This window comes from Cupriavidus basilensis OR16 (assembly GCF_000243095.1).
Lineage (GTDB): Bacteria > Pseudomonadota > Gammaproteobacteria > Burkholderiales > Burkholderiaceae > Cupriavidus > Cupriavidus basilensis_D.
Genome location: NZ_AHJE01000038.1, coordinates 1 through 23,607, shown reverse-complemented (window position 1 = coordinate 23,607; position 23,607 = coordinate 1). Strand labels below are relative to the sequence as shown.

Below are 23,607 nucleotides of genomic sequence, written 5' to 3'. Positions count from 1 at the left end.
CATCCTTGCGCTGTATCAAAAGAAGCCGAGCGCATTCGGGCTATAGCTCACCAGCAGGTTCTTGGTCTGCTGGTAGTGGTCCAGCATCATGCGATGGTTCTCGCGCCCGATGCCGGATTGCTTGTAGCCGCCGAACGCCGCGTGTGCGGGATAAGCGTGATAGCAGTTGGTCCACACGCGGCCGGCCTGGATGCCGCGACCCATGCGGAAGGCGCGCGCGCCGTCGCGTGTCCATACCCCGGCGCCCAGCCCGTAGAGCGTGTCGTTGGCGATTTCCAGCGCTTCTTCCTCGTTCTTGAACGTGGTCACCGACACCACCGGGCCAAAGATCTCTTCTTGGAAAATGCGCATCTTGTTGTGGCCGGCGAATACCGTGGGCTTGACGTAGTAGCCGCTCGCAAGGTCGCCAGCCAGCGCGTTGCGCTCGCCGCCGATCAGGCATTGCGCGCCTTCCTGCTTGCCCAGGTCGATATACGACAGGATCTTCTCAAGCTGCTCCTGCGAAGCCTGCGCGCCGATCATGGTGGCCTTGTCGAGCGGGTGGCCTTGCTTGATGGCCGCCACGCGCTTGAGCGCGCGCTCCATGAAGCGCTCGTAGATCGACTCCTGGATCAGCGCGCGCGACGGGCAGGTGCAGACCTCGCCCTGGTTCAGCGCGAACATGGCGAAGCCTTCCAGCGCCTTGTCGAAGTAGGCGTCGTCGGCGGACAGCACGTCCTCGAAGAAGATGTTGGGCGACTTGCCGCCCAGCTCCAGCGTGACCGGGATCAGGTTTTGCGAGGCGTACTGCATGATCAGCCGGCCGGTGGTGGTCTCGCCGGTAAAGGCGATCTTGCTGATGCGCGAGCTGGAAGCCAGTGGCTTGCCGGCTTCCAGGCCAAAGCCGTTGATCACATTGAGCACGCCAGGCGGCAGCAGGTCGCCGATGATCTCCATCAGCACCAGGATCGAGGCCGGGGTTTGCTCCGCCGGCTTGAGCACCACGCAATTGCCCGCTGCCAGCGCGGGCGCGAGCTTCCAGGTGGCCATCAGGATCGGGAAATTCCACGGGATGATCTGGCCGACCACGCCCAGCGGCTCGTGGAAATGATAGGCCACGGTCTCGTGGTCGATCTCGGAGATGCCGCCTTCCTGCGCGCGGATGCAGCCAGCAAAATAGCGGAAATGATCGACCGCCAGCGGCAGGTCCGCAGCCGTGGTTTCGCGGATGGGCTTGCCGTTGTCGATGGTCTCGGCTACCGCCAGCGTGACCAGGTTGGCCTCGATGCGATCGGCGATGCGGTTCAGGATGCGGGCGCGCTCGGTGGTGGAGGTGCGGCCCCAGGCGTCCTTGGCGCGGTGCGCGGCGTCGAGTGCGGCATCCACGTCCTTCTGGTTGGAGCGCGGCACGCGCGTGAAGGGCTTGCCGGTGACCGGCGAGATCGCTTCAAAGTACTGGCCATCGGCCGGGGCCACCCAGGCGCCGCCGATATAGTTCTCGTACTGTTCCTTGTAGGGATACGCAACGCCCAGCTGGGCGATTTCCGCCATGTTCATGTCTCTCTCCGATTCGTGATGTCTGTCGTGCCGCTTGGTTCGCGCACAAGCATCCATCCGCAAAAGCTGTGCCCGGCGGGCGCGGCGCTGCGAGAACGGGGAAACCACGTAAAACCTGGCGAGGAGGGGGCTATGCAGGCGGCTTCCGGTGTGCCGCGGTGCCCCAAGGTGTACCAATCTGGAGCAGCGTGTGGCGCCTTGGCACAGCGGATCGCCGCCTAGCTGCCGCTGGCATGGATCAGGAACTCCCGCAGCGCATCGGCTGGCTTGTCCAGCTTGCGCCCCGGTTGCCACAGCAGCCCCAGCTCCATGTCCGGCACGCCTTCGGCAATCGGCCGCGCCTCGATCTGCTTGCCCTCCAGCGACCACGGGCGATACACCATGTCGGACAACACCGTCACGCCAAAGCCGTGCGCGACCAGCCCGCGCAGCCCCTCCATCGAACTGGTGCGGAACGCGATCGAGGGTGCGAGCCGCTTGCTGCGCCAGTAGCGCAGCGTGGAGCGCTCGCCTTCGTCCACCGTCAGCAGGATGTAGGGATGCGCCGCGATGTCCTTCAGCGTCAGCCGGGGCAGCGCCAGCAAGGGGTGCGACGGCGAGGCCCAAAGCTGGCGCCGCGAGCGGATCAGCGTGTGGTGGGCAAAGCGTTGCAGTTTCTCGATATTGGACAGCAGGCCGATGCCAAGCTCGATCTCGCCGGCCAGCACCGCGCGCTCGATGCCGGGGCGGTCCATGTCGTGCAGGTCGAAATCGATATCCGGATAGTTGGTACGAAACCGCGCCAGCAGGCCCGGCAACAGGTAGCCCAGCACGGTGTAGGACGCCGCCAGGCGCACCGTGCCGCTCAGGTTGTGCGCCTGGAAGCGCGGCTCGCGCAGGGTGTCCTGCACGGCGTCCAGGATCTGCCGGGCGCGCTGGTGCAGCCGGTGGCCCTCGGCCGTCAGCGCCACGCCGTGCGGCAGGCGGTCAAAGAGGCGCACGCCAAGCTGTTGCTCCAGCATCAGCACGGCATTGGTAATGGCCGATTGCGACACATGCTCGGCGGTGGCGGCCATCGAGAACTGGCCGGTTTCCGCCGCCGCGGCGAAATAGCGGAACTGCCGCAGCGTGATTTCCTTGGCGATGCGCTGCCCGCTGTCTTCCTTCCCGTGCCGTGCTTTCGCCATATGCCGCTCCGCTATGCGTTTTTCGGATACCTGATCTCTGAATTCTTGATTTTACGATATCGCCGGGCCTTCCTACACTCCGCTGTAGCCCACAAGAGCACACGGAGACAGCATCGATGAATGCCCCCCTGACCCCAGCCCAGCAGGACGCGCTAGCGTCGGTTTCCCTCGACGACAAGTACACACTGGAAAAGGGCCGCGTCTATCTCAGCGGCACCCAGGCGCTGGTGCGCCTGCCCATGCTGCAAAAAGCACGCGACCTCGCCGCCGGGCTCAATACGGCGGGCTTTATCTCCGGCTACCGCGGCTCCCCACTGGGCGGGGTGGACCAGGCGCTGTGGAAGGCCAAGAAGCACCTGGCCGCCAGCGACGTGGTGTTCCAGCCTGGCGTGAACGAGGACCTGGCCGCCACCGCCGTGTGGGGCACCCAGCAGGTCAACCTGTTCCCGGACGCCACCCGCGACGGTGTGTTCTCGATGTGGTACGGCAAGGGCCCGGGGGTGGACCGCTCCATCGACGTGCTCAAGCACGCCAACTCCGCCGGCTCCGCCAAGCACGGCGGCGTGCTGCTGCTGGCGGGCGACGACCACGCCGCCAAGTCATCCTCGGTGGCGCACCAGTCCGAACACGTGCTGCTGGCCTCCGGCATCCCGGTGCTGTATCCGTCCAATGTGCAGGAATACCTCGACTACGGCCTGCATGGCTGGGCCATGAGCCGCTACTCCGGCCTGTGGGTGTCGATGAAATGCGTGACCGACGTGGTGGAATCCACCGCCTCGGTGGAGGTCGACCCGGAGCGCGTCAAGATCGTGCTACCGGAAGACTTCGCCATGCCCGAGGGCGGCCTCAATATCCGCTGGCCCGATCCACCGCTAGCGCAGGAAGCCCGCCTGCTCGACCACAAATGGTATGCGGCGCTGGCCTATATCCGCGCCAACAAGCTCAACCGCGTGGTGCTGGATTCGCCCAATGCGCGCTTCGGCATCATGACCGCGGGCAAGGCCTATCTCGACGTGCGCCAGGCGTTGTCGGACCTGGGCCTTGACGACGACACCTGCCAGCGTATCGGCATCCGCGTGTTCAAGGTGGGCTGCGTGTGGCCGCTGGACGCGCACGACGCGCGCGAGTTCGCCACCGGCCTGGAAGAGATCCTGGTGGTGGAAGAAAAGCGCCAGATCCTCGAATACGCGCTCAAGGAAGAACTCTACAACTGGCGCGACGATGTGCGCCCCAAGGTCTACGGCAAGTTCGACGAGCGCGGCAACCACGGCGGCGAATGGTCGCTGCCGCGCGGCAACTGGCTGCTGCCCGCGCACTACGAGCTATCGCCCGCGCTGATCGCCAAGGCCATCGCCACCCGGCTGGAGAAAAGCGACCTGCCCACCGACGTGCGCGAGCGCATCGCCGCGCGGGTGGCGCTGATCGAGGCCAAGGAGCGCGAAGCCGCGCGCCCGCGCATCTCGGTGGAGCGCAAGCCCTGGTTCTGCTCGGGTTGCCCGCACAACACCTCCACCCGCGTGCCCGCAGGCTCGCGCGCGCTGGCAGGCATCGGCTGCCACTACATGGCGATGTGGATGGACCGTAATACCGACACCTTCAGCCAGATGGGCGGCGAGGGCGTAGCGTGGACCGGGCAGATGCATTTCACCGGCGAGAAGCACGTGTTCGTCAATCTTGGCGACGGCACCTATTTCCACTCGGGCCTGCTGGCGATCCGCGCGGCCATTGCATCCAAAGCCTGCATTACCTACAAGATCCTGTTCAACGATGCGGTCGCGATGACCGGCGGCCAGCCCGTGGACGGCGTGCTGACCGTGCCGCAGATCGCGCACCAGGTGCTGGCCGAAGGCGCCAGCAAGATCGTGGTGGTGACCGACGAGCCCGAGAAGTATGGCGACGGCAGCATGCTGCCCGGCGGCGTCACGGTGCATCACCGCGACCAGCTCGATGACATCCAGCTCCAGCTGCGTGACACTGCCGGCGTCACCATCCTGATCTACGACCAGACCTGCGCCACCGAAAAACGCCGCCGCCGCAAGCGCGGCACCATGGCAGACCCCGCCAAGCGCGCCTTTATCAACGACGCGGTCTGCGAAGGCTGCGGCGATTGCTCGGTCAAGTCCAACTGCCTGTCGGTGGAGCCGCTGGAAACGCCACAGGGCACCAAGCGCAAGATCAACCAGTCCTCCTGCAACAAGGACTTCTCCTGCGTCAACGGCTTCTGCCCGAGCTTTGTCACGGCCGAAGGTGCACAAGTGCGCAAGCCGGCCGCGGCCGGCGGCAAGGGTGCGCTCGCGGATTTCAGCGCATTGCCGCAGCCGGTGCTACCCGCGCTGGAACGGCCCTACGGCGTGCTGGTAACGGGCGTTGGCGGCACTGGCGTGGTCACCATCGGTGGCCTGCTCGGCATGGCCGCCCACCTGGAGCAAAAGGGCGTGACCGTGCTCGACATGGCCGGCCTGGCGCAGAAGGGCGGTGCCGTGATCAGCCACGTGCAGATCGCACCGACCCCCGCCGCGCTGCACGCCACCCGCATCGCCACCGGCGAAGCACGGCTGGTGATCGGCTGCGATGCCATCGTCTCCGCCTCGCCCGAGGTCTTGTCCAAGACCCGGCTCGATGTGACGGCCGCCGCCATCAACAGCGCCAATACGCCTACCGCTGACTTCATCAAGAACCCGAACTGGAAATTCCCGGGCGCCTCGGCCGAGCAGGACCTGCGCGCCAGCGTCGGCAACGCCTGCGCCTTTATCGACGCCAATGCGTGGGCCGTGAAGCTGCTGGCCGATTCGATCTACTCCAACCCGCTGCTGCTGGGCTTTGCCTGGCAAAAGGGCTGGGTCCCGCTGCGGCGCGATAGCCTCGTGCGCGCCATCGAGCTGAACGGCGTATCGGTGGAGAAGAACCTGCTGGCCTTCGACTGGGGCCGCTATCTGGCGCATCACGGCGAGGCCGCGCTCGCGGCGCAATTGCAGACCACGCCGCGTGCCCAGGTGGTGGCCATGCCGGAAACGCTGGATAGCGTCATCCGTCAGCGCGAAGCCCTGCTCACGGCCTACCAGAACCCGGCGTACGCTGCCCGGTACCGCGCCGCGGTCGACAGCGTTCGCGCCGCCGAGAAGCGCGTGGGCGCCGACCCGCGCATGCCGCTCGCCGAAGCCGTGGCGCGCAACCTCGCCAAGCTGATGGCCTACAAGGATGAGTACGAAGTCGCCCGCCTGTACGCCGACCCCGCGTTCCTCGACAAGCTGCGCGCGCAGTTCGAGGGCGAGCCGGGCCGGGACTACCAGCTGAGCTTCCACCTGGCGCCCCCGCTGCTGGCAAAGCGGGACTCGCATGGCCACCTGGTCAAGCGCCGGTTTGGCCCCGCCATGCTGACGGCCTTCCGCCTGCTGGCGCGCGCAAAGGGCCTGCGCGGCACCGCATTCGACGTCTTCGGCAAGACCGCCGAGCGACGCTCGGAACGCAAGCTGATCGAGGACTACATCGCAATGGCGGAGGAGTTCGGCGCGACGCTGAATGCGGATCGGCTGGATACGGCGGTGGCGCTGGCGAGCCTGCCCGACGACATCCGGGGTTTCGGGCATGTCAAGGAAGCCAATATGGAGAAGGCGGCTGCGCGCCGGGTGGATTTGCTGGCGCGGTATCGCGGGGCGGCGGCGCGGGCTGCTGCCTGAGTGGTCGCGGGTGCCAATGGCGGGTTGGCGCCCACCAGGGAGGGGAGAGGGCGGCGCGCTTGTGGCAGCGCGGGTTCGCGATCAGCGCCGCCGGCATTTCAACGCGGCTGAAACACAATCATCGCCATCCCCGCAATCGCCACTGCCACCCCCGCCAGATCCCAGTGGCTAGGCCTCACCCCGTCCACCAGCCAGAGCCACATAATGGCTACTGCGATATAAATCCCGCCGTAAGCCGCATAAACCCGCCCGGAGGCATCCGGATGCAGCGACAGCAGCCAGGCGAACAGCGCCAGCGACAGCGCGCCCGGCACCAGCAGCCATGCGCTTGCGCCCTGGCGCAGCCACAGGTAGGGGAAATAGCAGCCCAGGATCTCCGCGCAGGCCGTGACGAGGTAAAGGGCGAAGGTCTTCATGTTGTGGAGGGCTGCGCTTTGGCAGCCTGGCTGGCGTTCTCTGCGTCGTCCTTCTTCACGCGTTTGCGGGTAGCCGGCCGCCGCTTGCCGCCCCCCAGCTCCCCGCCTTTGTAAGGCACCCGCCCCGACGGCACCACCGCCGACGCCAGTTCCACATGCCCTTCCTGGTCGTCGAAGAACATATGCGCGCCGAACGCCTGCAGCACTTGATCCTTAGGCAAGCCGCCGAGGAAAAAGGCTTCATCGATGCTGACGTTCCACGCGCGCAGGGTATGCACCACCCGCGTATGCGCGGGGCTGTTGCGCGCCGTCACGATGGCGATGCGCACCGGGCACGTCCCGGGCCGGAAGTGCGACTGGATCTCGGCCAGCCGGAGCAGCAGCTTGGCGAACGGCCCTTCGGCCATGGCCTTGTGGCGGTGCTTCTGCTCATGGCGGATAAAGGCTTCCAGTCCCTTTTGCTTGAAGATCTGCTCGGACTCGGGCGAGAACAGCACGGCATCGCCGTCGAAGGCAATGCGGATCTGGCCGGCCGGCGCGTGATAGTCGGCCGGCGCGGCGTATAACTGGGCGGCGGCCACGCCGCCGTCGATGGCGGCCTGTACGTCGGTGGCCTCGCGCGAGAGGAACAGGTCTACCTTGAAGGCTTGCAGGTAGCGCGAGATCGGCTCGCCGCCGGTGAAGGCCGCGCGGGTGATGTCCAGCCGGTGGGTCTCGATGGCGTTGAAGGCGCGCAACCCGGTGTCGGGCGAATTGCGCGAGATCACCACCACTTCCACCAGCCGCCGGCCGGGAATCAGGCTGTTGAGCCCGAGCAGCGCCTGCACCAGCGGGAACGCGGTGCCCGGCAGCAGGGGCTCGTCCTCATGCAGGCGCTGGTAGGCGCAGTAGGATGCCACCCCTTCGGATTGATAGATGCCGTTCTCGTGCTCGAGGTCGAACAGCGCCCGGGACGAGATGCCGATAACGAGTTTGTCTGTGAGATCGTAGGCCATGCCGCAGTATAAAGGCAGACTAAAACCAGACGATTCGACGCTGGCGACGCGTCGGGCGGATGCGCCGCTCACCTGAGGCATCCAGCGCACGTTGTCGTTCTTACAATCTTTGACACTTCTGCGCTTTGCGACACAAGTGCGCACGCGTATGCTGGCCCGCATTTGCGAATGCGCCGGCGATGCCGGGGCATTGCCCTGCCCGATTTCCCATCTCCCATGATCACTCCTGACTCCCCATCCGCCCGGCGCTGGCCCGGTCTGCGCGATGCCGCTGCGCTGGCCGCGGCGCTCGCCCTTTGCTTGTCCGCATCGGGCTGCAGCTCCCTGCTCGGTGAAGGCACGGCGGCCGGCGCGGGCATTGCCGGCGCGAGCGTTGCCGGCGCGCTGACCGACAACGCGGCGGTGGCGACCGGTATCGGCCTGGGCGTGCAGGCAGGTGCCAGGGCAGCCTTGCAGTACAGCCAGCGGAAGATCCACGCGGCGGCGCAAGACCGCATCGCCATGGCCGCCGGCCCGCTGGCCGTGGACGCGGTGGCGGACTGGAAGACCGACCACGCCGTGCCGCTGGAGCCCGCCGAACATGGCCGCGTCACGGTCAGCCGCGAGATTGGCGGCAAGTCCTTGCCGTGCAAGGAGATCGTGTTCTCGGTGGACGACGATGCAAAATCCAGCGCCTTCTATATCGCGGCGATCTGCCGTGACGGCCAGACGTGGAAGTGGGCGTCGGCGGAGCCGGCCACCGAACGCTGGGGGTCGCTGCAATGAGCCGCTTGCACCGGTTGCAGGTGATCGCGCCCGTGCTTGCGGCCGCCCTGGCCACCGGCTGCGCGTCGGTCGGCGACCTGACCGGCGCGGTGGCCGGCGTGGCGACTGGCGCGGTCACCGCCAACCCGGCCCTGGCGGCGGGCGCGGCCATCGGCGTCGCCGCCGCCACGGATGCCGGCACCAAATACGTCATGCGCAACTGGCACCAGGCGGAGCAGGACAGCATCGCCGCCACCATCGGCGCGATGCCGGTCGACGAGCAGCATCGCTGGGAAATCCGCCATCCCTTGCCCTATGCCAACGAGCATGGCTGGGTGCGGGTGGTGCGCGTCATCCGCACGCCGCTGGCGCAATGCCGGGAGGCGCTGTTCTCGGTGGATGACGACAACAAGCAGCAGCGCGCCTGGTTCCTGGTCACTGCCTGCCGGCAGCCCTCGGGCTGGAAATGGGCGGTGGCGGAGCCGGCGGTGCCGCGCTGGGGCAACCTGCAGTAGGGCAGGGCTTCAGCCCATGGTGAAGCCATCCTTGAGCGTCTCGCGCAGGTAGTCCACGAACACGCGGACAGCGCGCGGCAGGTAAGGGCTATAAGGGCGGATGGCGAAAAGGTGGTCGCCAAAGGCGCCCGCCGGGCGCCAGCCGGGCAGCACCTTGACCAGCCTGCCGGCGGCCACGTCCGCCTGCGCGGTGAAGTCCGGCAGCAGGGCGATGCCCAGGCCCCCCAGCGCCGCCTCGCGCAGGGCCTCGCTGTTGTTGGCGGCAAAGCTGCCGTTGATGGCCACGCTGCGGCGAGGGCCCGCGCCGCGCAGCGGCTCGAAGCTCCAGGTGGGCGATTCGCCCCGCCGGAAGTAATGCAGGCAAGCATGCTCGGCCAGTTCCTCCGGGGTTTCCGGCGCGCCATGGCGCTTCAGGTAGCTGCGCGTTGCTACCAGGACCGAGCTGGTCCGGCATAGTGTCCAGGCAATATGCGTATCGGGCGCCACCGAGGCATGCCGGATCGCCAGGTCGAAACCCTCCTGCGCCAGCGCGGTGAACTTGTCGGAGAACTCCATCTCGATCCGCACTTCCGGGTAGGCCTTCAGGAAGGCCGGGATGCGCGGGACGATCTGCTGCCGGCCCAGCGCCACGGGCGCCGTTACCCGCAGCAGGCCGCGCGGCTCGCCGGCAAGATCGCGCACGCCGGCAAAGCTGCGCTCGATGTCCTGGAAGGCGTTGCGCGTGGTGTCCGCGAGCTGCTGGCCGGCTTCCGTCAGGCGTACGCTGCGCGTGGTCCGCTGCACCAGCGGCACGCCGGCGCTGCGCTCGAGCTCCGCGATCCGCTGGCTCATCGCCCCTTTGCTCAGGCCCAGGCGCACGGCCGCGGCCGTGTAGCTGCCAAGCTCGCCAAGCACGACCAGCGAATAGAGGTGCGCCCAGTTGGGCTCTTTATTTTCGTCTTCCATCGCCGCATTGTTTACTTTGCTAAACAATGAGTCAAGTCGCGCGGCATTGATGGGGGGAAGGTCACTGACTACACTCGTCGCATTGGCTAATCCCCCCTCTCTTTTCCTGGAAGGCAACAACGTGAAGACTCCCACCGCATACACCGAAGGCGGCCAGATCGGCCACTACATCAACGGCAGCCGGGTTGCCAGCAGCAGCGGCCGCGCGCAGGATGTCTTCAACCCCGCTACCGGCGCCGCCGCGCGCACCGTGGCGCTGGGCTCGGTCGACGAAGCCGGCGCGGCGGTGGCCGCCGCCGCCGCCGCCTTCCCGGCCTGGGCGGACACGCCCCCGATCCGACGCGCGCGGGTCATGCAGCGCTTCCTGCAGTTGATGAACCAGAATCGCGACACGCTCGCGGCGATGATCACGGCTGAACATGGCAAGGTCTTCTCCGATGCGCAGGGCGAAGTCTCCCGTGGCATCGACATCATCGAGTTTGCCTGCGGCATCCCCCAGTTGCTCAAGGGCGACTACACGGACCAGGTCAGCACCGGGATGGACAACTGGACGCTGCGCCAGCCGCTGGGCGTGGTCGTTGGCATCACGCCGTTCAACTTCCCTTGCATGGTCCCTTGCTGGATGTTCCCGATCGCGCTGGCGGCGGGCAACACCTTTGTGCTCAAGCCTAGCGAGCGTGATCCCAGCGCCAGCCTGTTCATGGCGGAACTGCTGACCGAAGCCGGCCTGCCGGCCGGCGTGTTCAACGTAGTGCAGGGCGACAAGGTCGTGGTCGATGCGCTGATCGAGCATCCTGAAGTCAAGGCAGTGAGCTTCGTCGGCTCCACCCCCATTGCGCAGTACATCAGCGAGCGCTCGGCGCATTTCGGCAAGCGCGTGCAGGCGCTCGGCGGCGCCAAGAACCACCTGGTGGTCATGCCCGACGCGGACATCGAGCAAGCCGTGGACGCCTTGATCGGCGCCGGCTACGGCTCGGCGGGCGAGCGCTGCATGGCGATCTCGATTGCCGTGCTGGTCGGCGATGTGGCGGACAAGATCCTGCCGCTGCTGGCCGAGCGCGTGAAGGCGCTGGTGATCGGCAACGGCATGAACGCCGAAGCCGAGATGGGCCCCATCGTCACGCGCCAGGCCCTGGAGCGGATCGAGGGCTATGTCGGCCTGGGCGTGGAGGAAGGCGCCACGCTGGTGGTGGACGGCCGCGATTGCCGCGTGCCGGGCCATGAAGCGGGCTTCTTCACGGGCGGCACCCTGTTCGACAACGTGACCCCCGCGATGCGCATCTACAAGGAAGAGATCTTCGGTCCGGTGCTCGGCGGCGTGGCGCGCGAGTTCGCGCGGCGCATTCAGGTCGGCATGGTCGGCATCAACGTGCCCATCCCGGTGCCGATGGCCTGGCACGGCTTTGGCGGCTGGAAGCGCAGCCTGTTCGGTGACACCCATGCCTATGGCGAGGAAGGCGTGCGCTTCTACACCAAGCAGAAGTCGGTCATGCAGCGCTGGCCCGACAGCATCGGCAAGGGCGCCGAGTTCGCCATGCCTACGGCGAAGTAAGCAGCGGGCGGGACGCCAATCTGGGAGGCGCAATGTCCTGAATCCGGATGTGGCCTATTGGCCATATCGGACCGCATCCCAGTCTCCACAGCACGTTGCGCTGCCTGCGGCCCAGCCGCAGCACGCTACGCTGCCGGCGCCCCGTGTCCCCTGGCAATTCGGCAGCTTCTGCCGCGGCCCCCTCCCTACAATCGGATAGAGAAGAACTAAGCCGACGGAGACCGCAATGCTTGCCCTGCCCACCACAGCCGCCATCCAGATTGCCCCTGGCGAAGGCCAAGACCCCGACGTTGAGGAAACCAGCGAATGGCTCGACGCCCTGGCCGGCGTCTTCCGCACCGGGGGCGCGCCGCGTGCGCGCTTCCTGCTGGAGCGCCTCGCCGAGCACGCCAGCCATCTCGGCTTAGGCGAGCGGGCCAATCCGTACTCGGCCTACCAGAACAGCATCGGCGTGGGCGAGCAGCCGCGCTATACCGGCGACCTCGCCATGGAACAGCGGCTGACTTCGATCATCCGCTGGAACGCGCTCGCCATGGTGGTGCGCGCCAACAAGGCCTACGGCGAACTTGGCGGCCACCTTGCCAGCTATGCCTCCGCTGCCGAGATCTTCGAAGTCGGCTTCAATCACTTCTTCCGCGCCGACGACGGCGAGCACAAGGGCGACCTGGTCTACTTCCAGCCGCACTCCGCCCCGGGCGTCTACGCGCGCGCCTTCCTGGAGGGGCGGCTGTCCGAGTCCCAGCTGGCAAGCTATCGGCAGGAAACGGGCGGCGGTGGCCTGTCCTCCTATCCGCATCCGTGGCTGATGCCGGATTTCTGGCAATTCCCGACCGGTTCCATGGGCATTGGGCCGATCAGCGCTATCTACCAGGCCCGCTTCCTGCGCTATCTCGGCCATCGCGGCATCGCCGACACCGCCGCGCGCCGCGTGTGGGGCGTGTTCGGGGATGGCGAGATGGACGAGCCGGAATCGCTTGCCGCGCTCTCGCTGGCGGCGCGCGAGAAGCTCGACAACCTCACCTTCGTCATCAACTGCAACCTGCAGCGGCTCGATGGCCCGGTGCGCGGCAACGGCCAGGTGATCCACGAACTGGAGGCACTGTTCAGCGGCGCAGGCTGGCACGTCGTCAAGGTAGTCTGGGGCTCCGAGTGGGACGCGCTGTTTGCGCGCGACACCAATCACGCGCTGCTCCGGCGCTTCGCCGCGATGGTGGACGGCGAGTACCAGAACCTCGGCGCCAAGGACGGCGACTACAACCTGGCTCACTTCTTCAACACGGACCCCGAGCTCAAGGCGCTGGTCGCCAGCATGAGCAGCGCGGATATCGATGCGCTGCGCCGGGGCGGCCATGATTTCCGCAAGCTGTACGCCGCATTCCTGGATGCGCAGGCGCACAAGGGCAAGCCCACCGTGATCCTAGCCAAGACCAAGAAGGGCTACGGCATGGGCGAGGCGGGCGAGTCCCGCATGACGGCGCACCAGCAGAAGAAGCTCGATATCGACGCGCTGCGAGCCTTCCGCGACCGCTTTGCGCTGCCGCTGGACGACGATGCCGTGGCGGATCTGCGCTTCTACAAGCCGGCCGACGACAGCCCGGAGATGACCTACCTCCACGCCCGCCGGCAGGCGCTGGGCGGTTACCTGCCGGCCCGCGCGCGCACCGCGCCCGCGCTGCGCATGCCCGAGCTGATGCAGTATGGCCGCTTCGCCATGGAGCCGGACGAGCGTGCCGTTTCCACCACCACCGGCGTGGTGCGCCTGTTTACCAACCTGATCAAGGACAAGACCATCGGCCCGCGCGTGGTGCCCATCGTGGCCGACGAGGCGCGCACCTTCGGCATGGCCAACCTGTTCCGGCAGATCGGCATCTATTCGCCGGTGGGCCAGCTCTACGAACCGGAGGATGCCGGCTCCATGCTGTACTACAAGGAGAGCCAGCAAGGGCAGTTGCTGGAAGAAGGCATCACCGAAGCCGGCGCACTGGCATCGTGGACGGCCGCGGCCACTTCGTACAGCGTGAGCGGCGTGGCCATGCTGCCGTTCTATATCTACTACTCGATGTTCGGCTTCCAGCGCGTCGGCGACCTGATCTGGGCGGCGGCGGACCAGCGCGCGCGAGGCTTCCTGATCGGCGCCACCGCCGGGCGTACCACGCTTGCCGGCGAAGGCCTGCAGCACCAGGACGGCACCAGCCAGCTGATCGCCGCCACGGTGCCGAACTGCCGCGCCTATGATCCGGCCTTCGCCAGCGAGGCCGCGGTCATCATCCACCACGGCGCGCGCAGCATGCTGGAAGAACAGCGTGACGAGTTCTACTATCTCACCGTCAACAACGAGAACTACGCGCAGGCGCCGCTGCGCGAGGACGCGCACGAAGACGTGATCAAGGGCATGTACCTCTATGGCACCCGCGGCCCGGAAGGCGCTGCCGCCAGCATCAGGCTGCTGGGCTCCGGCGCCATCCTGCGCGAAGTCATCGCCGCCGCGGAACTGCTGGCGAGCGACTGGGGTATCAAAGCGGAGATCTGGAGCGTGACCAGCTTCTCCGAGCTGGCCCGGGACGCCCGCGAATGCGAGCGCGCCAGCCTGTTCGCCAGCGGCGGCGAGACGCAAAGCCATTTGCAGCGCTGCCTGCCGGGCGCGACTCCGGTCATCGCCGCCACCGACTACGTGCGGGCCTACGCGCAGCTTGTCGCCTCCTACCTGAGCGCGCCGTTCACCGCGCTCGGCACGGATGGCTTCGGGCGCAGCGACACGCGCGCCGCGCTGCGCCGCTTCTTCGAGATCGACCGGTACCACGTGGCGATTGCCGCGCTGCGGGCAATCTCGAGGACGGCGGTGGATGCGCCCTGGGTGCGTTAAGCCAGCGCCTGCCGCCGTGGCCGGGATAGCCGGGCGCGCGGAACGGCAGCCACGACAGCGTGGATCACTCCCGGTCCTCATCCTGCGGCTGTTCATGCAAGACGTGCCCGAACGCATCCAGTTCCTTCTGGATCCTCGCCATGCTAGCGTCGATGGCCTGCTGCGTAACTTCGCCATCGATGAACTCAACCGAGACGCGGGCAACGCGGGGATCCTTGTCGACGATGCCCTGCAGCACCTTGTCAAACAGCTTCTCCCCGGCACGCAAGCCGAGCGGGCGGGGAACCAGCACCTTGACCAGCAGGATCTCCGCCTCACTCTCGGTTTCCTCCGTATTCTCCGTCCGCGCCGCATCGGCAACGGCAGTCCGCAGATACGATTTGAGTTTCAACACACTCAGGTTGCCGGGGACACCGATATGCGACACCCGGATCTTTTTCTCCGCCATGCTATCTCTCTGCCGAAATTGAACGCGAGGACTATACCGCAGGCGGCATCGGAATCGGCGTGAAGCCCGCAAGGGGCGTGCCGCAGAGGATGGGGATGCACAGCGAGCGCGCGCGGTTACCCCGCCTTGGCGTCGATGGCAAGGCTGGTAAATGACTGTTGCAAAATCAAACAAAATGTCAGGTGCCTCGGCGCTACAGTGGTCCTTCCCATGCCTGAAGGCGTTTTTTGGAGGTACACGAATGAAGCAACATCTGGCGAAATCCCTGTTGATGGCTGGCGCGATGATCGCGTCCTACCCGCTGTTCGCGCAGCAGGCCCAGCCCATTCAGCCGGCCCAGCCGATGCCGATGACTCAGCCGATGCAATCCACCCAGCCTATGCAATCCGCACAGTCGGTGCCATCCGCGCAGCCTATGCAAGCCATGCCGGCGGCAGCGCCATCGGCCCAGGCGACGCTGCCGGCCGCACGCGATCCTTATGCGCAGAGTGCCGAACAGCCGGTTCAGCCGGGCATGGCGAGCGCACCGGTCGACCCGACGCTGGCGCGCAGCCCCAACCCGGCAATGGACGCCGCCAGCATGAGCCTGGCCCCCGATGCGCTCGGGACGCGCCTAGGCCAGCGCAATCCCTTCCTCGACGGCGCCTGAGCGCCTGTCGGCCTTCCTGAGCCCCAACCCTTCGGAGTGCAACGTCCCGTGAACCGGGCGGCGCGCCGCGCTGCATGCACGAGCAAGTAGCGATGAAGTAGCCGGTTGAACCGGAGGGCAGGGCGCCGGCACGTCCGCGCCGGCGGCCGCCCTCAATGGCCCTTGCCCGCTTCCGCGCGCAGGGCCTTTACCTTGTCCGCGCTCACGTCGCCGGGTTGTCCGCCGTAGCTCGCCCGCAGGTAGTTGGCCAGGCCGGCCAGTTCCGTGTCGCTCAGGCGCGACGCAAAGCCGGGCATGTCCTGCATGCTCTCCAGCCCGGGGAATTTCTGGGCTTCGATGCCGTCGAGCATGGATACGATCAGGTTGTGCGGGTCGGCGTTGCGCACGGTGGAGTTGCCCAGCATCGCCACCGCCACGTGCGGCTTGCCCTCGCCCTCGCGGCCGTGACAGCCGGCGCAGACGGCCAGGTATTGCTGGCGCCCGGGCTTGAACCGGGCTACGTCCGCTTCCGCGGCAGCCGGCTTGAGTGGCTGGGGCTGTGGCGGCTGGTCGCCCAGCAGGTAGGTCGACATGGCGGTGAGGTCGGCCTTGTTCAGGTACTGGCTGCTGAGATGGACCACGGGGAACATCTCGCCGTAGGCCGAGCCTTGCGGCGCCATGCCGGTGGCGAAGAAGGCCTGCAGGTCGGCGCCCGTCCAGCCGCGCGCGGCCAAGCCGGTGGGCGTGATGTCCAGCGCGGCCACGCGGCCGAGCGCGGCGCCGGCCAGTGGCTTGGCCGAATCCAGCCGGCCGAACATGGCGCGCGGCGTGTGGCACTCGGCGCAATGGCCCAGCGCGTTGGACAGGTAGCGGCCGCGTTGCCAGGCGGGGGTCTGCCCCGTGGATGCATCCGGCAACTGGTCTTTCAGGAACAGCAGGTTCCAGCCGACCAGCGCCACACGCATGTTGTACGGGAAGCTGAGAGCGTGCGGCCTGTTGGCCACGGCAACCGGTTTCAGCTGCATCAGGTAGGCGTACATCGCGTCGGTGTCGCCACGCGACAGGCCGCGATACGAGGTATAGGGCATGGCTGGATAGAGATGCTTGTCCGGCGTGACCCCGTCATGCAGCGACTTGTAGAAATCGTCCGCGCTCCACTTGCCGATGCCGTGGTCCTTGTCCGGCGTGATGTTGGTGCCGTAAAAGGTGCCGAACGGCGAGGCTAGTTCCACCCCGCCGGCAAACGGCGCGCCCTGGGCGCTGGTATGGCAGGCGGTGCAATCCGCGGCGCGCACCAGGTAGCGCCCGCGTGCGATCTGGTCGGCGGGAGAGAGCTTGGTGGCGGGTTGCTGGTCGGCGGCGGCGTCGACCGGGGCGGCGTGGTCGCCGCAGCCAGCCAGCAGGGCCGCGCCCAGCGCGGCCATGGTCGCCAGCTTGGTGCGCGCGTGCCGGAGGAAGTTGGGCTGGCTCATCATCACTTGTCTTCCTTTACCAGGCCCGGGGTGTTGATCACCACGTCCTTGACGGCCTCGAAGTAGCGCACATAGCCGGTGCACCGGCAGATATGGTCGTTGAGCGCCGCGGTGATGGTCTCGTCCACCTTGCCTTTGGCCACCGGCTGGCGCTTCAGGCGCTCCACCAGGATGGTCGCGCCGTTGACGAAGCCGGGCGTACAGTAGCCGCACTGGAAGCTGAAGTGCTCCAGGAACTTCTGCTGCACGGGCGATAGTTCCATGACCTCGCCCTTGTCGTTGCGCTTGGCGTGGCCTTCCACCGTGCGCACCTTCTTGCCCTGGAAGTAATGCGCGCCGGTGATGCAGGCGCGGACTTCCTCGCTGGTGCCGTCGGCCTTGTCGTGGATCACCACGCAGGCGTGGCAGATGCCCTGGCCGCAGCCCAGGCGCGAACCGGTGAGCGCAAGGTACTCGTGCAGGAAGTCGATCATCATCAGGCCTTCCGGCACATCGATGGGGCCGACGTCCTTGCCGTTGATATTGAGGGAAAGCGGTTGGGTGGCGATGCTCATGCCAGGATCTCCTTAATCTTCTCGGCGCTGACCGGCAGGGCGGTGAAGCGATGGCCGATGGCATGCGCGATGCCGTTGACGATGGCGCCCACCACCGGAATCATCACCACTTCGGCGATGCCCTTGGGCGGATCGGTTTCGGATACGGGAGGCAGGACCGTCCCGCTTTGTGTCCACACGGCGACGTCGCTGGCGCGCGGCAACGGGTAGCGGTTGAAGTTCCAGGTGCCGTTGCCGGGCCCGTCCTCGTACAGCGGCAGGAACTCGTGCAGCGCATGGCCGATGCCCATGGCGATGCCACCCTGCAACTGCCCGGACACCAGCTCCGGCGACAGCTGCGAGCCGCATTCCATGATGGAGTGATGGCTGAGGATGTCGACCTTGCCGCTGGCCTCAAGCACCGACAGCTCCACCAGCGTGCCTACCGCGCTGTAGTAGGTCACGGTGGCGTTGTTGCGTTGGGTCGGGGCAATGTAGACCTTCTTGCGGTCCAGCACCTGGTAGCCGCCGCTGGTGGTCATGCGCGCCTTGCGCGCGGCGTCGGCACCTTCGCCGTAGCGTACCGACAGGCCGTCGATGGGTAGCCGCGTGGCGGCGCCATTGACTTCGAAATCGGCCTCCGTCCATTGCCAGCGATTGAACACGTGCACGGTGGCGCCCGTGACCAGGCCGAGCTCGTGCGCTTTCTTGGCCAGTTGCTCGTAGGGCAGGGCTTGCAGGCCGCCGGCCGTGAGCTTGCCCTGGACCCAGCGCGCGTCCTCGACGCGCACCACCAGCGAGGCTGCCTGGCCGCCGCCCAGGCCTTGGCTCCAGATCGCCATCGCCGCCGGCCACAGCCCATGCATGAAGACCACGCGGGCGGCCTCACGGGTGCTGTGGGTGAAGTAGTAGGCCGAGTTGGTGGCACTCGATGGCGACGCATACGCGGGCGACCAGCGCGGGTTGGCCGACAGCTTGTCCTGGTCGGCCTGGCTCATGATGTACGGATCGCCGGTGGCGGTGACGGGCAGGTCGGGCCAGTCGGTGACCGCCACGCGCACCTCGGTGGCGGGCTTGCCCAGCCAGCGCATCACGGCCACCGCCTGCGAGGTGGACATGCCGGTGCCGATCTCCGCGCCGCAGTGATCCGTCCGCCCGCATCTCCACCTTGGCGAACGAGGCCTCGGCGCCGGTGCCGAAGTCCTTCTGCACGCAGGCAAAGCCCACGCCGTAGCGCCGGCCCGGGTGGCTGGCCTCAAAATCGGCCTTCTTCTTGGCGCGGTTGGTCCACAGCGGGTGGGCCTTGGCCGCCTGCAGCACCTCGTCGACGCGAATCGCGCCGGCGGGGATCGCGCCCTGCGTGTTCTTCATGCCCGAGCGCAGCGCGTTTTTCAGGCGGAACTCGATCGGGTCGAGCTTCAACTGCTCGGCGAACTCGTCGACCATCATCTCGGTAGCCGCCATGCTCTGCAGCGTGCCGTAGCCGCGCGCGGAGCCCGCGTCGATGGCGCGCGAGGCGATTGCCACCGCGGTCAGGTCGTTCTTCGGGAAGTAATAGATCGACTGCGCCGCGGTGGCGCCCACCATCGCCACGGACGGCGAGAAGTTGGCGCGGCCGCCGCCGTTGGCCTCGAAGTCGCCCTGGAACGACTGGAACAGCCCGGTGTTCTTGTCCACCGCGATGCGGTAGCGCATCTTGAAGGCGTGGCGCTTGATCGAGGTCTGGAACTGCTCATAGCGATCGTTGGCCAGCCGCACCGGCTTGCCGTCGGCGTAGAGCGCTGTCACCAGGCCGTAGAAGGGGAAGTTGTAGTGATCCTTGGAGCCGTAGCCCACGGTGTAGCAGGGGTGGACGAACACCTGCTTGACCGGGAACACGCCCTTGGCCTTGGCCATCATCTCCGCCGTGCTGTCGCCGACTTCGATGGGCGACTGGGTCGGCACCACCATGTGCAGCGCCTGGTTGGCGGCGTCGTACCAGCAGTTGGCGTTGTCCGGTTCCAGCGCGGCGGTGTCGATGGACTGCGTGTTGTACTCGCGCTCCAGCACCAGCCAGCCGGTCGGTGGCTGATCCAGTTGCTGACGGATCTGGCCCGCATGGAACATGCCTTGCTCGCCAAGCTGGCCGTGATCCTTGCCATCTGGCCAGACCGGCTCGTGCTTGCGCATCATGCTGGGGAACAGCGGTGCGTTCTTCAGGCTGGAGAACACGTCGTCGTCGAAGGGCGTCTCGCCGCCCACCCGCACAAAGCGGAACGTGCCCCACGGATCGCGCTCCAGCGGGCCGGTCTCGGCGCCGTAGCGGATGATCTCGTCGTGGAACTTGAGCTTGTCCTTGGCAAAGCGGAATCGGGCAAAGTCGTGATAAATCAGGATGGCAACGGCATGGCCCAGATAGGCCGGCGTCTTGCCTTCCGGCAGCAGCATGTCCTCGCCGTAAAAGGCAGGAAAGGCCACGCCATCGCGCGCCAGGTCGGCCGCGGTGACCACGCGGTCGGGCTTCAGGTCGTCACCCAGCAGCGCCAGGTCAAAGCCCGCATAGCTGCGGTCCGCCTTGGTTGTGCGCAGGATAAAGGCGTGCGATTGTTCCTTGGGCCAGTGCGGCATGTCGCGCGAGCGGATATCGCGCGCGAAGACCTTGGCGCCGGTGACCTTGGCCATGCCGTCGATGCGGAACCTGGGGGCGCCGGTCTTGGGGTCCCACTGGACCGGGGTCAGGATTTTTTCTTCGAACAGGGCCGCGAAGGCCTTGCCGCCGATCGGTGCGATATACACCGACACCCCGGCCACGACGCTGGCTTTCAGGAAAGTGCGACGCGTTGGGCTGAAGTTAGCCATGGAATTTCCTTGAATTTGCGCTGATGCCGCTGCAGTGGCGCAGCCTGGTGCTGTTCGGGTTGCGATCGGGATTGCGATTGACGGCCAGACGCGCCCGGCCAGGACGGCCGGACGGAAGACGGAGAGAACCGGGGTGCGACGGACAGCGGCAATCGAGGTCTCCGTGCAAGAGGGCGCGGGCACGATGTGCAGCACCGGCGCGGATTACGACGCAAGACTGGGCTGATGAATGGTGGGGCAACGCAAGTTTTTATTCTAGGCGCAGAAGTGCACGCCGGCGCGCGGATTCTGCGCCCGGGCGTGGCGTGCCCGCAATAGGGTGCCCCGAATACTGCTCATCACCATTCGGGAGTTCCATCGCCGGCGCTCATGCGCTAGGACATTGTGCATGGCACAAATCCAGCGGGATCGGCGCTCATCGCGTTGACACGCTCACGGCATCAACCGCGACGCCGGCCAACCGTTGTAGCATCGCCCCATGGACAATCTGCTCAGAAAACTTGACCTGACCTCGCTGCGCCTGTTCGTCGCGGTCTGCCAGGAACAAAACATCGCGCGCGCGGCCGAGCGAGAATTCATTGCGCCGTCGGCGGTCAGCCGCCGCATTGCGGAGATCGAGACGTTGATTGGCTTGCCGGTGATCGAGCGGCATCCGCGTGGCATCACGGTGACGCCGGTGGGCGAGACGGTGCTGCGGCATGCGCTCGCCATCATTGGCAATATCGAGGCGCTCGGCGCGGCGTTGTCGCGCTTCACGTCCGGCGCGCGCGGCAACGTGCGCTTGGTGTGCAACCTTGGCGCCATCGTGCAGTTCCTGCCGGAAGACCTGGCGGCCTTTGGGCGCGTGTATCCGGATATCGGCATCGAACTGGAGGAGCAGCACAGCCCCGAGGTGCTGCGCATGGTGGGCGAGCGCAGCGCGGACTTTGGCATCTGCAATGCGATCCAGGGCGTGGAGCAGTTTGTCGCGCTGCCTTACCGGGAGGACCAGCTGTGCGTGCTGGTGCCGCGCGGGCATCCGCTGGCGTCGGCGCAGCAGGTGGGCTTTGCGGACGTACTCGGCGAGACCTTCGTGGCGCTGCGTGATGAGAGTGCGCTGAGCCGGCTTCTGGCGGAGCAGGCCACGCGCCTGGGCGCGGCGCTCAAGATCTAGATCCGGGTGGCGAGCCTGGATGCACTGTGCCGTATGGTGCATGTTGGACTTGGCATCGCCATCGTGCCCCGGCAAGTGGGCGAGCTTTACCTGAACACGCTCGACGTGGCGGCGCGACCGCTAACGGACCCCTGGGCGACCCGGCAACTGGTGGTGGTGTTCCACGCGCGGGAGCATCTCTCGGCGAGTGCCGCGGCCTTGGTGGGCTTCCTTTGCCGGCAATAGCGCAGGCGCTGCGGGCCAAGCCCGGGCGAAAGCGGGCCAATCGCCAGGCGTCTCGATCCGAGACGCCTGCCATGCCGACTGCGCACTTTGCCCCGGCGGCGCCAACCCATATAGTGGGCTCATCAAAACGAGAATCCCCGCAATGGAAGCCACCCTCCGCTTCGACGGCCGCGTGCTGTACCTGTCGCAAGATCCCGCCTGCGTGCGCGCCCAGCTGGAGGGCAAGCCCATGACCCTGGCCGAGGCCGGCCCGCTGCGCGACAACATCTCCACCGACGAGATCACGCCGGTCACCATCATGCTGACCTACGATGAGCGGTTGGGGCAGTTTCCCTATGTGGGGTTCCAGGCCGGGGGCGAGCAGCCGATCGGGCGCGACGCCATCCGCAACGGCGGCTTTGCCGTCACGGTGGCCGGCAAGCGCTACGGCAAGGGTTCCTCGCGCGAGTCCAGTCCGCTGGCAGAGCTGTCTGCCGGCATCCGCCTGATCGTGGCAGAGAGCTTCGAGCGCATCTACCAGCAGAACTGCGACAACATCGGCATCCTGACCACCACGGATTTCTCCGTGCTGGATCGCGTGCTGGCAGGCGAGGCAATTCCCATCGAGGCATTCCTGAGCGGGCGCGACGCGCTGACCCAGCAGGTGATCCGCGCCGGCGGCCTGCTGGCCTATAGCCGCGCCGCGAGCTGGCCGGCGGCGGGCGAAGGCACGCACGACGCGAAAGAAACCAGCGATGCCGCGCCGCGCACGCTGGTGGAGAAAATCATCGCCCGCCATCTGCTGCCCGGCACGGCATCCGCCGAGCGCGGCCAGGGGGTGTTCGTGGCGGCCGACTGGCGCTTCTCGCACGACTACTTCACCGGCATGTGCGCGCACCTGATGCACCGCGCGTTCGGCAAGCCGGTAACGTTGCACGAGCCGGATCACATCATCGCCTTCCAGGATCATCTTGTGCTGGCGGCCCAGAGCTTCCCGCATGTGCGCGACGGCTTGCTGTCCGGCGTGGCCAACCTGATGCAGGGCCATAGCGGCTTTACGCGCGACTACCCGGTGCGCTCGCACAACGCGCTGCCCGGCGACGTGCCAGGCTCGGAAGGCATCTGCCATGCGCTGATGGCCGAGCAATACGCCCTGCCCGGGCAGGTGGTGGTGGGCACCGATTCGCACACGCCGCATTCGGGCGCGCTCGGCTGCCTGGCGTTTGGCGCTGGCGCCACCGATCTTGCCAATAGCTGGGTCACGGGCTACGTGCGCTGCAAGGTGCCGGAAACCCTGCGCGTGGAGGTGGAGGGCGATCTGGCGCCGGGCGTGACCGCCAAGGACATCGTGCTCCACCTGCTGCAGATGGAGGCGATCCGCTCCGGCGGGGCCATCGGCGTGGTGTTCGAATACGCCGGCAGCACCGTGCGAGGCTTGTCGATCGACGAGCGCGCCACGCTGACCAATATGGTCGCCGAACTGGGCGGCTTCACGGGCATTGTCGAGCCGGATGACAAGACGGTGGCCTTCCTGAAGGCGCGGCGCGATGCTGATTTTGTGGTCGAGGACTGGATGCGCAGCGATGCCGGCGCCGCGTATCGCGACGTGATCCGCATCGATGCTGCCGCCATCGCGCCGATGGTTGCGCGTCCCGGCGACCCCCGGCAATGGCATCGCGGCCAACACGCTGGCGCAGCCGGTGCCGGTGGACATTGCCTATGGCGGCTCCTGCACGGCCGGCAAGCGCGAGGATTTCGACTACTACCACGAGGTGCTGCGCTGGGGCCTGGACCATGGCCTCAAGGTGTCGCCTCGTACCCGGCTCTTCCTGCAGTTTGGCACGCTGGGCGTGAAGGCTTACTGTGAAGCGCGCGGCTACATGGACACCTTCGCCGCCGCCGGTGTCACGCTGGTCATGCCG

General features: G+C 66.9%; 15 protein-coding genes and 3 pseudogenes. 9 read left to right on the top strand and 9 right to left on the bottom strand.

Features of this window, described 5'->3' with window-relative positions; genetic code table 11:
• Window positions 1-15 precede the first annotated feature (15 nt).
• Window positions 16-1,536 carry an aldehyde dehydrogenase gene (gene adh, locus OR16_RS14605; RefSeq protein ID WP_006158720.1) on the bottom strand — a complete coding sequence of 507 codons (1,521 nt, stop codon included), beginning with the start codon at window positions 1,534-1,536 and terminating at the stop codon, window positions 16-18.
• A gap of 218 nt (window positions 1,537-1,754) precedes the next feature.
• Window positions 1,755-2,702 carry a LysR family transcriptional regulator gene (locus OR16_RS14600; RefSeq protein WP_006158719.1) on the bottom strand — a complete coding sequence of 316 codons (948 nt, stop codon included), beginning with the start codon at window positions 2,700-2,702 and terminating at the stop codon, window positions 1,755-1,757.
• A gap of 116 nt (window positions 2,703-2,818) precedes the next feature.
• On the opposite strand from OR16_RS14600, the gene OR16_RS14595 reads away from it, so the two are divergent.
• A complete protein-coding gene (locus OR16_RS14595) occupies window positions 2,819-6,379 on the top strand; it encodes an indolepyruvate ferredoxin oxidoreductase family protein (protein ID WP_006158718.1) in 3,561 nt (1,186 codons plus the stop codon).
• 98 nt (window positions 6,380-6,477) lie between these two features.
• Here OR16_RS14595 and OR16_RS14590 read toward each other — a convergent pair whose 3' ends face one another.
• Window positions 6,478-6,795 carry a YnfA family protein gene (locus OR16_RS14590; RefSeq protein ID WP_006158717.1) on the bottom strand — a complete coding sequence of 106 codons (318 nt, stop codon included), beginning with the start codon at window positions 6,793-6,795 and terminating at the stop codon, window positions 6,478-6,480.
• The gene (locus OR16_RS14585) at window positions 6,792-7,790 is read right to left on the bottom strand and encodes a 5'-nucleotidase (protein WP_006158716.1); all 999 of its coding nucleotides are present in this window, start codon (window positions 7,788-7,790) and stop codon (window positions 6,792-6,794) included. Before OR16_RS14585 ends, OR16_RS14590 begins: the two co-directional genes overlap by 4 nt.
• 216 nt (window positions 7,791-8,006) lie before the next feature.
• Between OR16_RS14585 and OR16_RS14580 the strand changes: the two genes are divergently transcribed.
• Together OR16_RS14580 and OR16_RS14575 are read left to right on the top strand one after the other, a co-directional pair.
• A complete protein-coding gene (locus OR16_RS14580) occupies window positions 8,007-8,555 on the top strand; it encodes a hypothetical protein (protein WP_006158715.1) in 549 nt (182 codons plus the stop codon).
• Window positions 8,552-9,049 carry a hypothetical protein gene (locus OR16_RS14575; protein WP_006158714.1) on the top strand — a complete coding sequence of 166 codons (498 nt, stop codon included), beginning with the start codon at window positions 8,552-8,554 and terminating at the stop codon, window positions 9,047-9,049. Before OR16_RS14580 ends, OR16_RS14575 begins: the two co-directional genes overlap by 4 nt.
• Window positions 9,050-9,058: 9 nt before the next feature.
• On the opposite strand, the gene OR16_RS14570 is transcribed toward OR16_RS14575, so the two are convergent.
• On the bottom strand, window positions 9,059-9,994 hold the full coding sequence (locus OR16_RS14570) for a LysR family transcriptional regulator (RefSeq protein WP_006158713.1): 936 nt from the start codon (window positions 9,992-9,994) through the stop codon (window positions 9,059-9,061).
• A 121-nt stretch (window positions 9,995-10,115) separates the two neighbouring features.
• Here OR16_RS14570 and OR16_RS14565 point away from each other — a divergent pair, with 121 nt between their 5' ends.
• Complete coding sequence (locus OR16_RS14565; protein ID WP_006158712.1) at window positions 10,116-11,546, top strand: CoA-acylating methylmalonate-semialdehyde dehydrogenase; 1,431 nt, start codon at window positions 10,116-10,118, stop codon at window positions 11,544-11,546.
• 226 nt (window positions 11,547-11,772) lie between these two features.
• On the top strand, window positions 11,773-14,409 hold the full coding sequence (mdeB, locus tag OR16_RS14560) for an alpha-ketoglutarate dehydrogenase (RefSeq protein ID WP_006158711.1): 2,637 nt from the start codon (window positions 11,773-11,775) through the stop codon (window positions 14,407-14,409).
• A 64-nt stretch (window positions 14,410-14,473) separates the two neighbouring features.
• On the opposite strand, the gene OR16_RS14555 is transcribed toward mdeB, so the two are convergent.
• The gene (locus tag OR16_RS14555) at window positions 14,474-14,857 is read right to left on the bottom strand and encodes a hypothetical protein (protein ID WP_006158710.1); all 384 of its coding nucleotides are present in this window, start codon (window positions 14,855-14,857) and stop codon (window positions 14,474-14,476) included.
• 241 nt (window positions 14,858-15,098) lie between these two features.
• Here OR16_RS14555 and OR16_RS14550 point away from each other — a divergent pair, with 241 nt between their 5' ends.
• Complete coding sequence (locus OR16_RS14550) at window positions 15,099-15,506, top strand: hypothetical protein (protein ID WP_006158709.1); 408 nt, start codon at window positions 15,099-15,101, stop codon at window positions 15,504-15,506.
• A 152-nt stretch (window positions 15,507-15,658) separates the two neighbouring features.
• On the opposite strand, the gene OR16_RS14545 is transcribed toward OR16_RS14550, so the two are convergent.
• The 3 genes and pseudogenes from OR16_RS14545 to OR16_RS14535 form a co-directional block, all read right to left on the bottom strand.
• Window positions 15,659-16,960, bottom strand: coding sequence for a c-type cytochrome (locus OR16_RS14545; RefSeq protein WP_006158708.1), 1,302 nt, complete (start codon window positions 16,958-16,960; stop codon window positions 15,659-15,661).
• Complete coding sequence (locus OR16_RS14540; RefSeq protein WP_006158707.1) at window positions 16,960-17,511, bottom strand: (2Fe-2S)-binding protein; 552 nt, start codon at window positions 17,509-17,511, stop codon at window positions 16,960-16,962. The genes OR16_RS14545 and OR16_RS14540 overlap by 1 nt, the downstream gene beginning before the upstream one ends.
• Window positions 17,508-20,328: pseudogene (locus tag OR16_RS14535) on the bottom strand (xanthine dehydrogenase family protein molybdopterin-binding subunit). Before OR16_RS14535 ends, OR16_RS14540 begins: the two are co-directional and overlap by 4 nt.
• A 478-nt stretch (window positions 20,329-20,806) precedes the next feature.
• Between OR16_RS14535 and OR16_RS14525 the strand changes: the two are divergent.
• From OR16_RS14525 to OR16_RS47285, 3 genes and pseudogenes are all read left to right on the top strand, one after another.
• Window positions 20,807-21,706 (top strand): annotated as a pseudogene (locus OR16_RS14525) (LysR family transcriptional regulator).
• A 142-nt stretch (window positions 21,707-21,848) separates the two neighbouring features.
• Window positions 21,849-23,294 (top strand): annotated as a pseudogene (locus OR16_RS14520) (aconitase family protein); the annotation flags it as partial.
• A gap of 10 nt (window positions 23,295-23,304) precedes the next feature.
• The coding region (locus tag OR16_RS47285; protein ID WP_272942849.1) for an aconitase family protein at window positions 23,305-23,607 on the top strand (303 nt) is incomplete at its 3' end.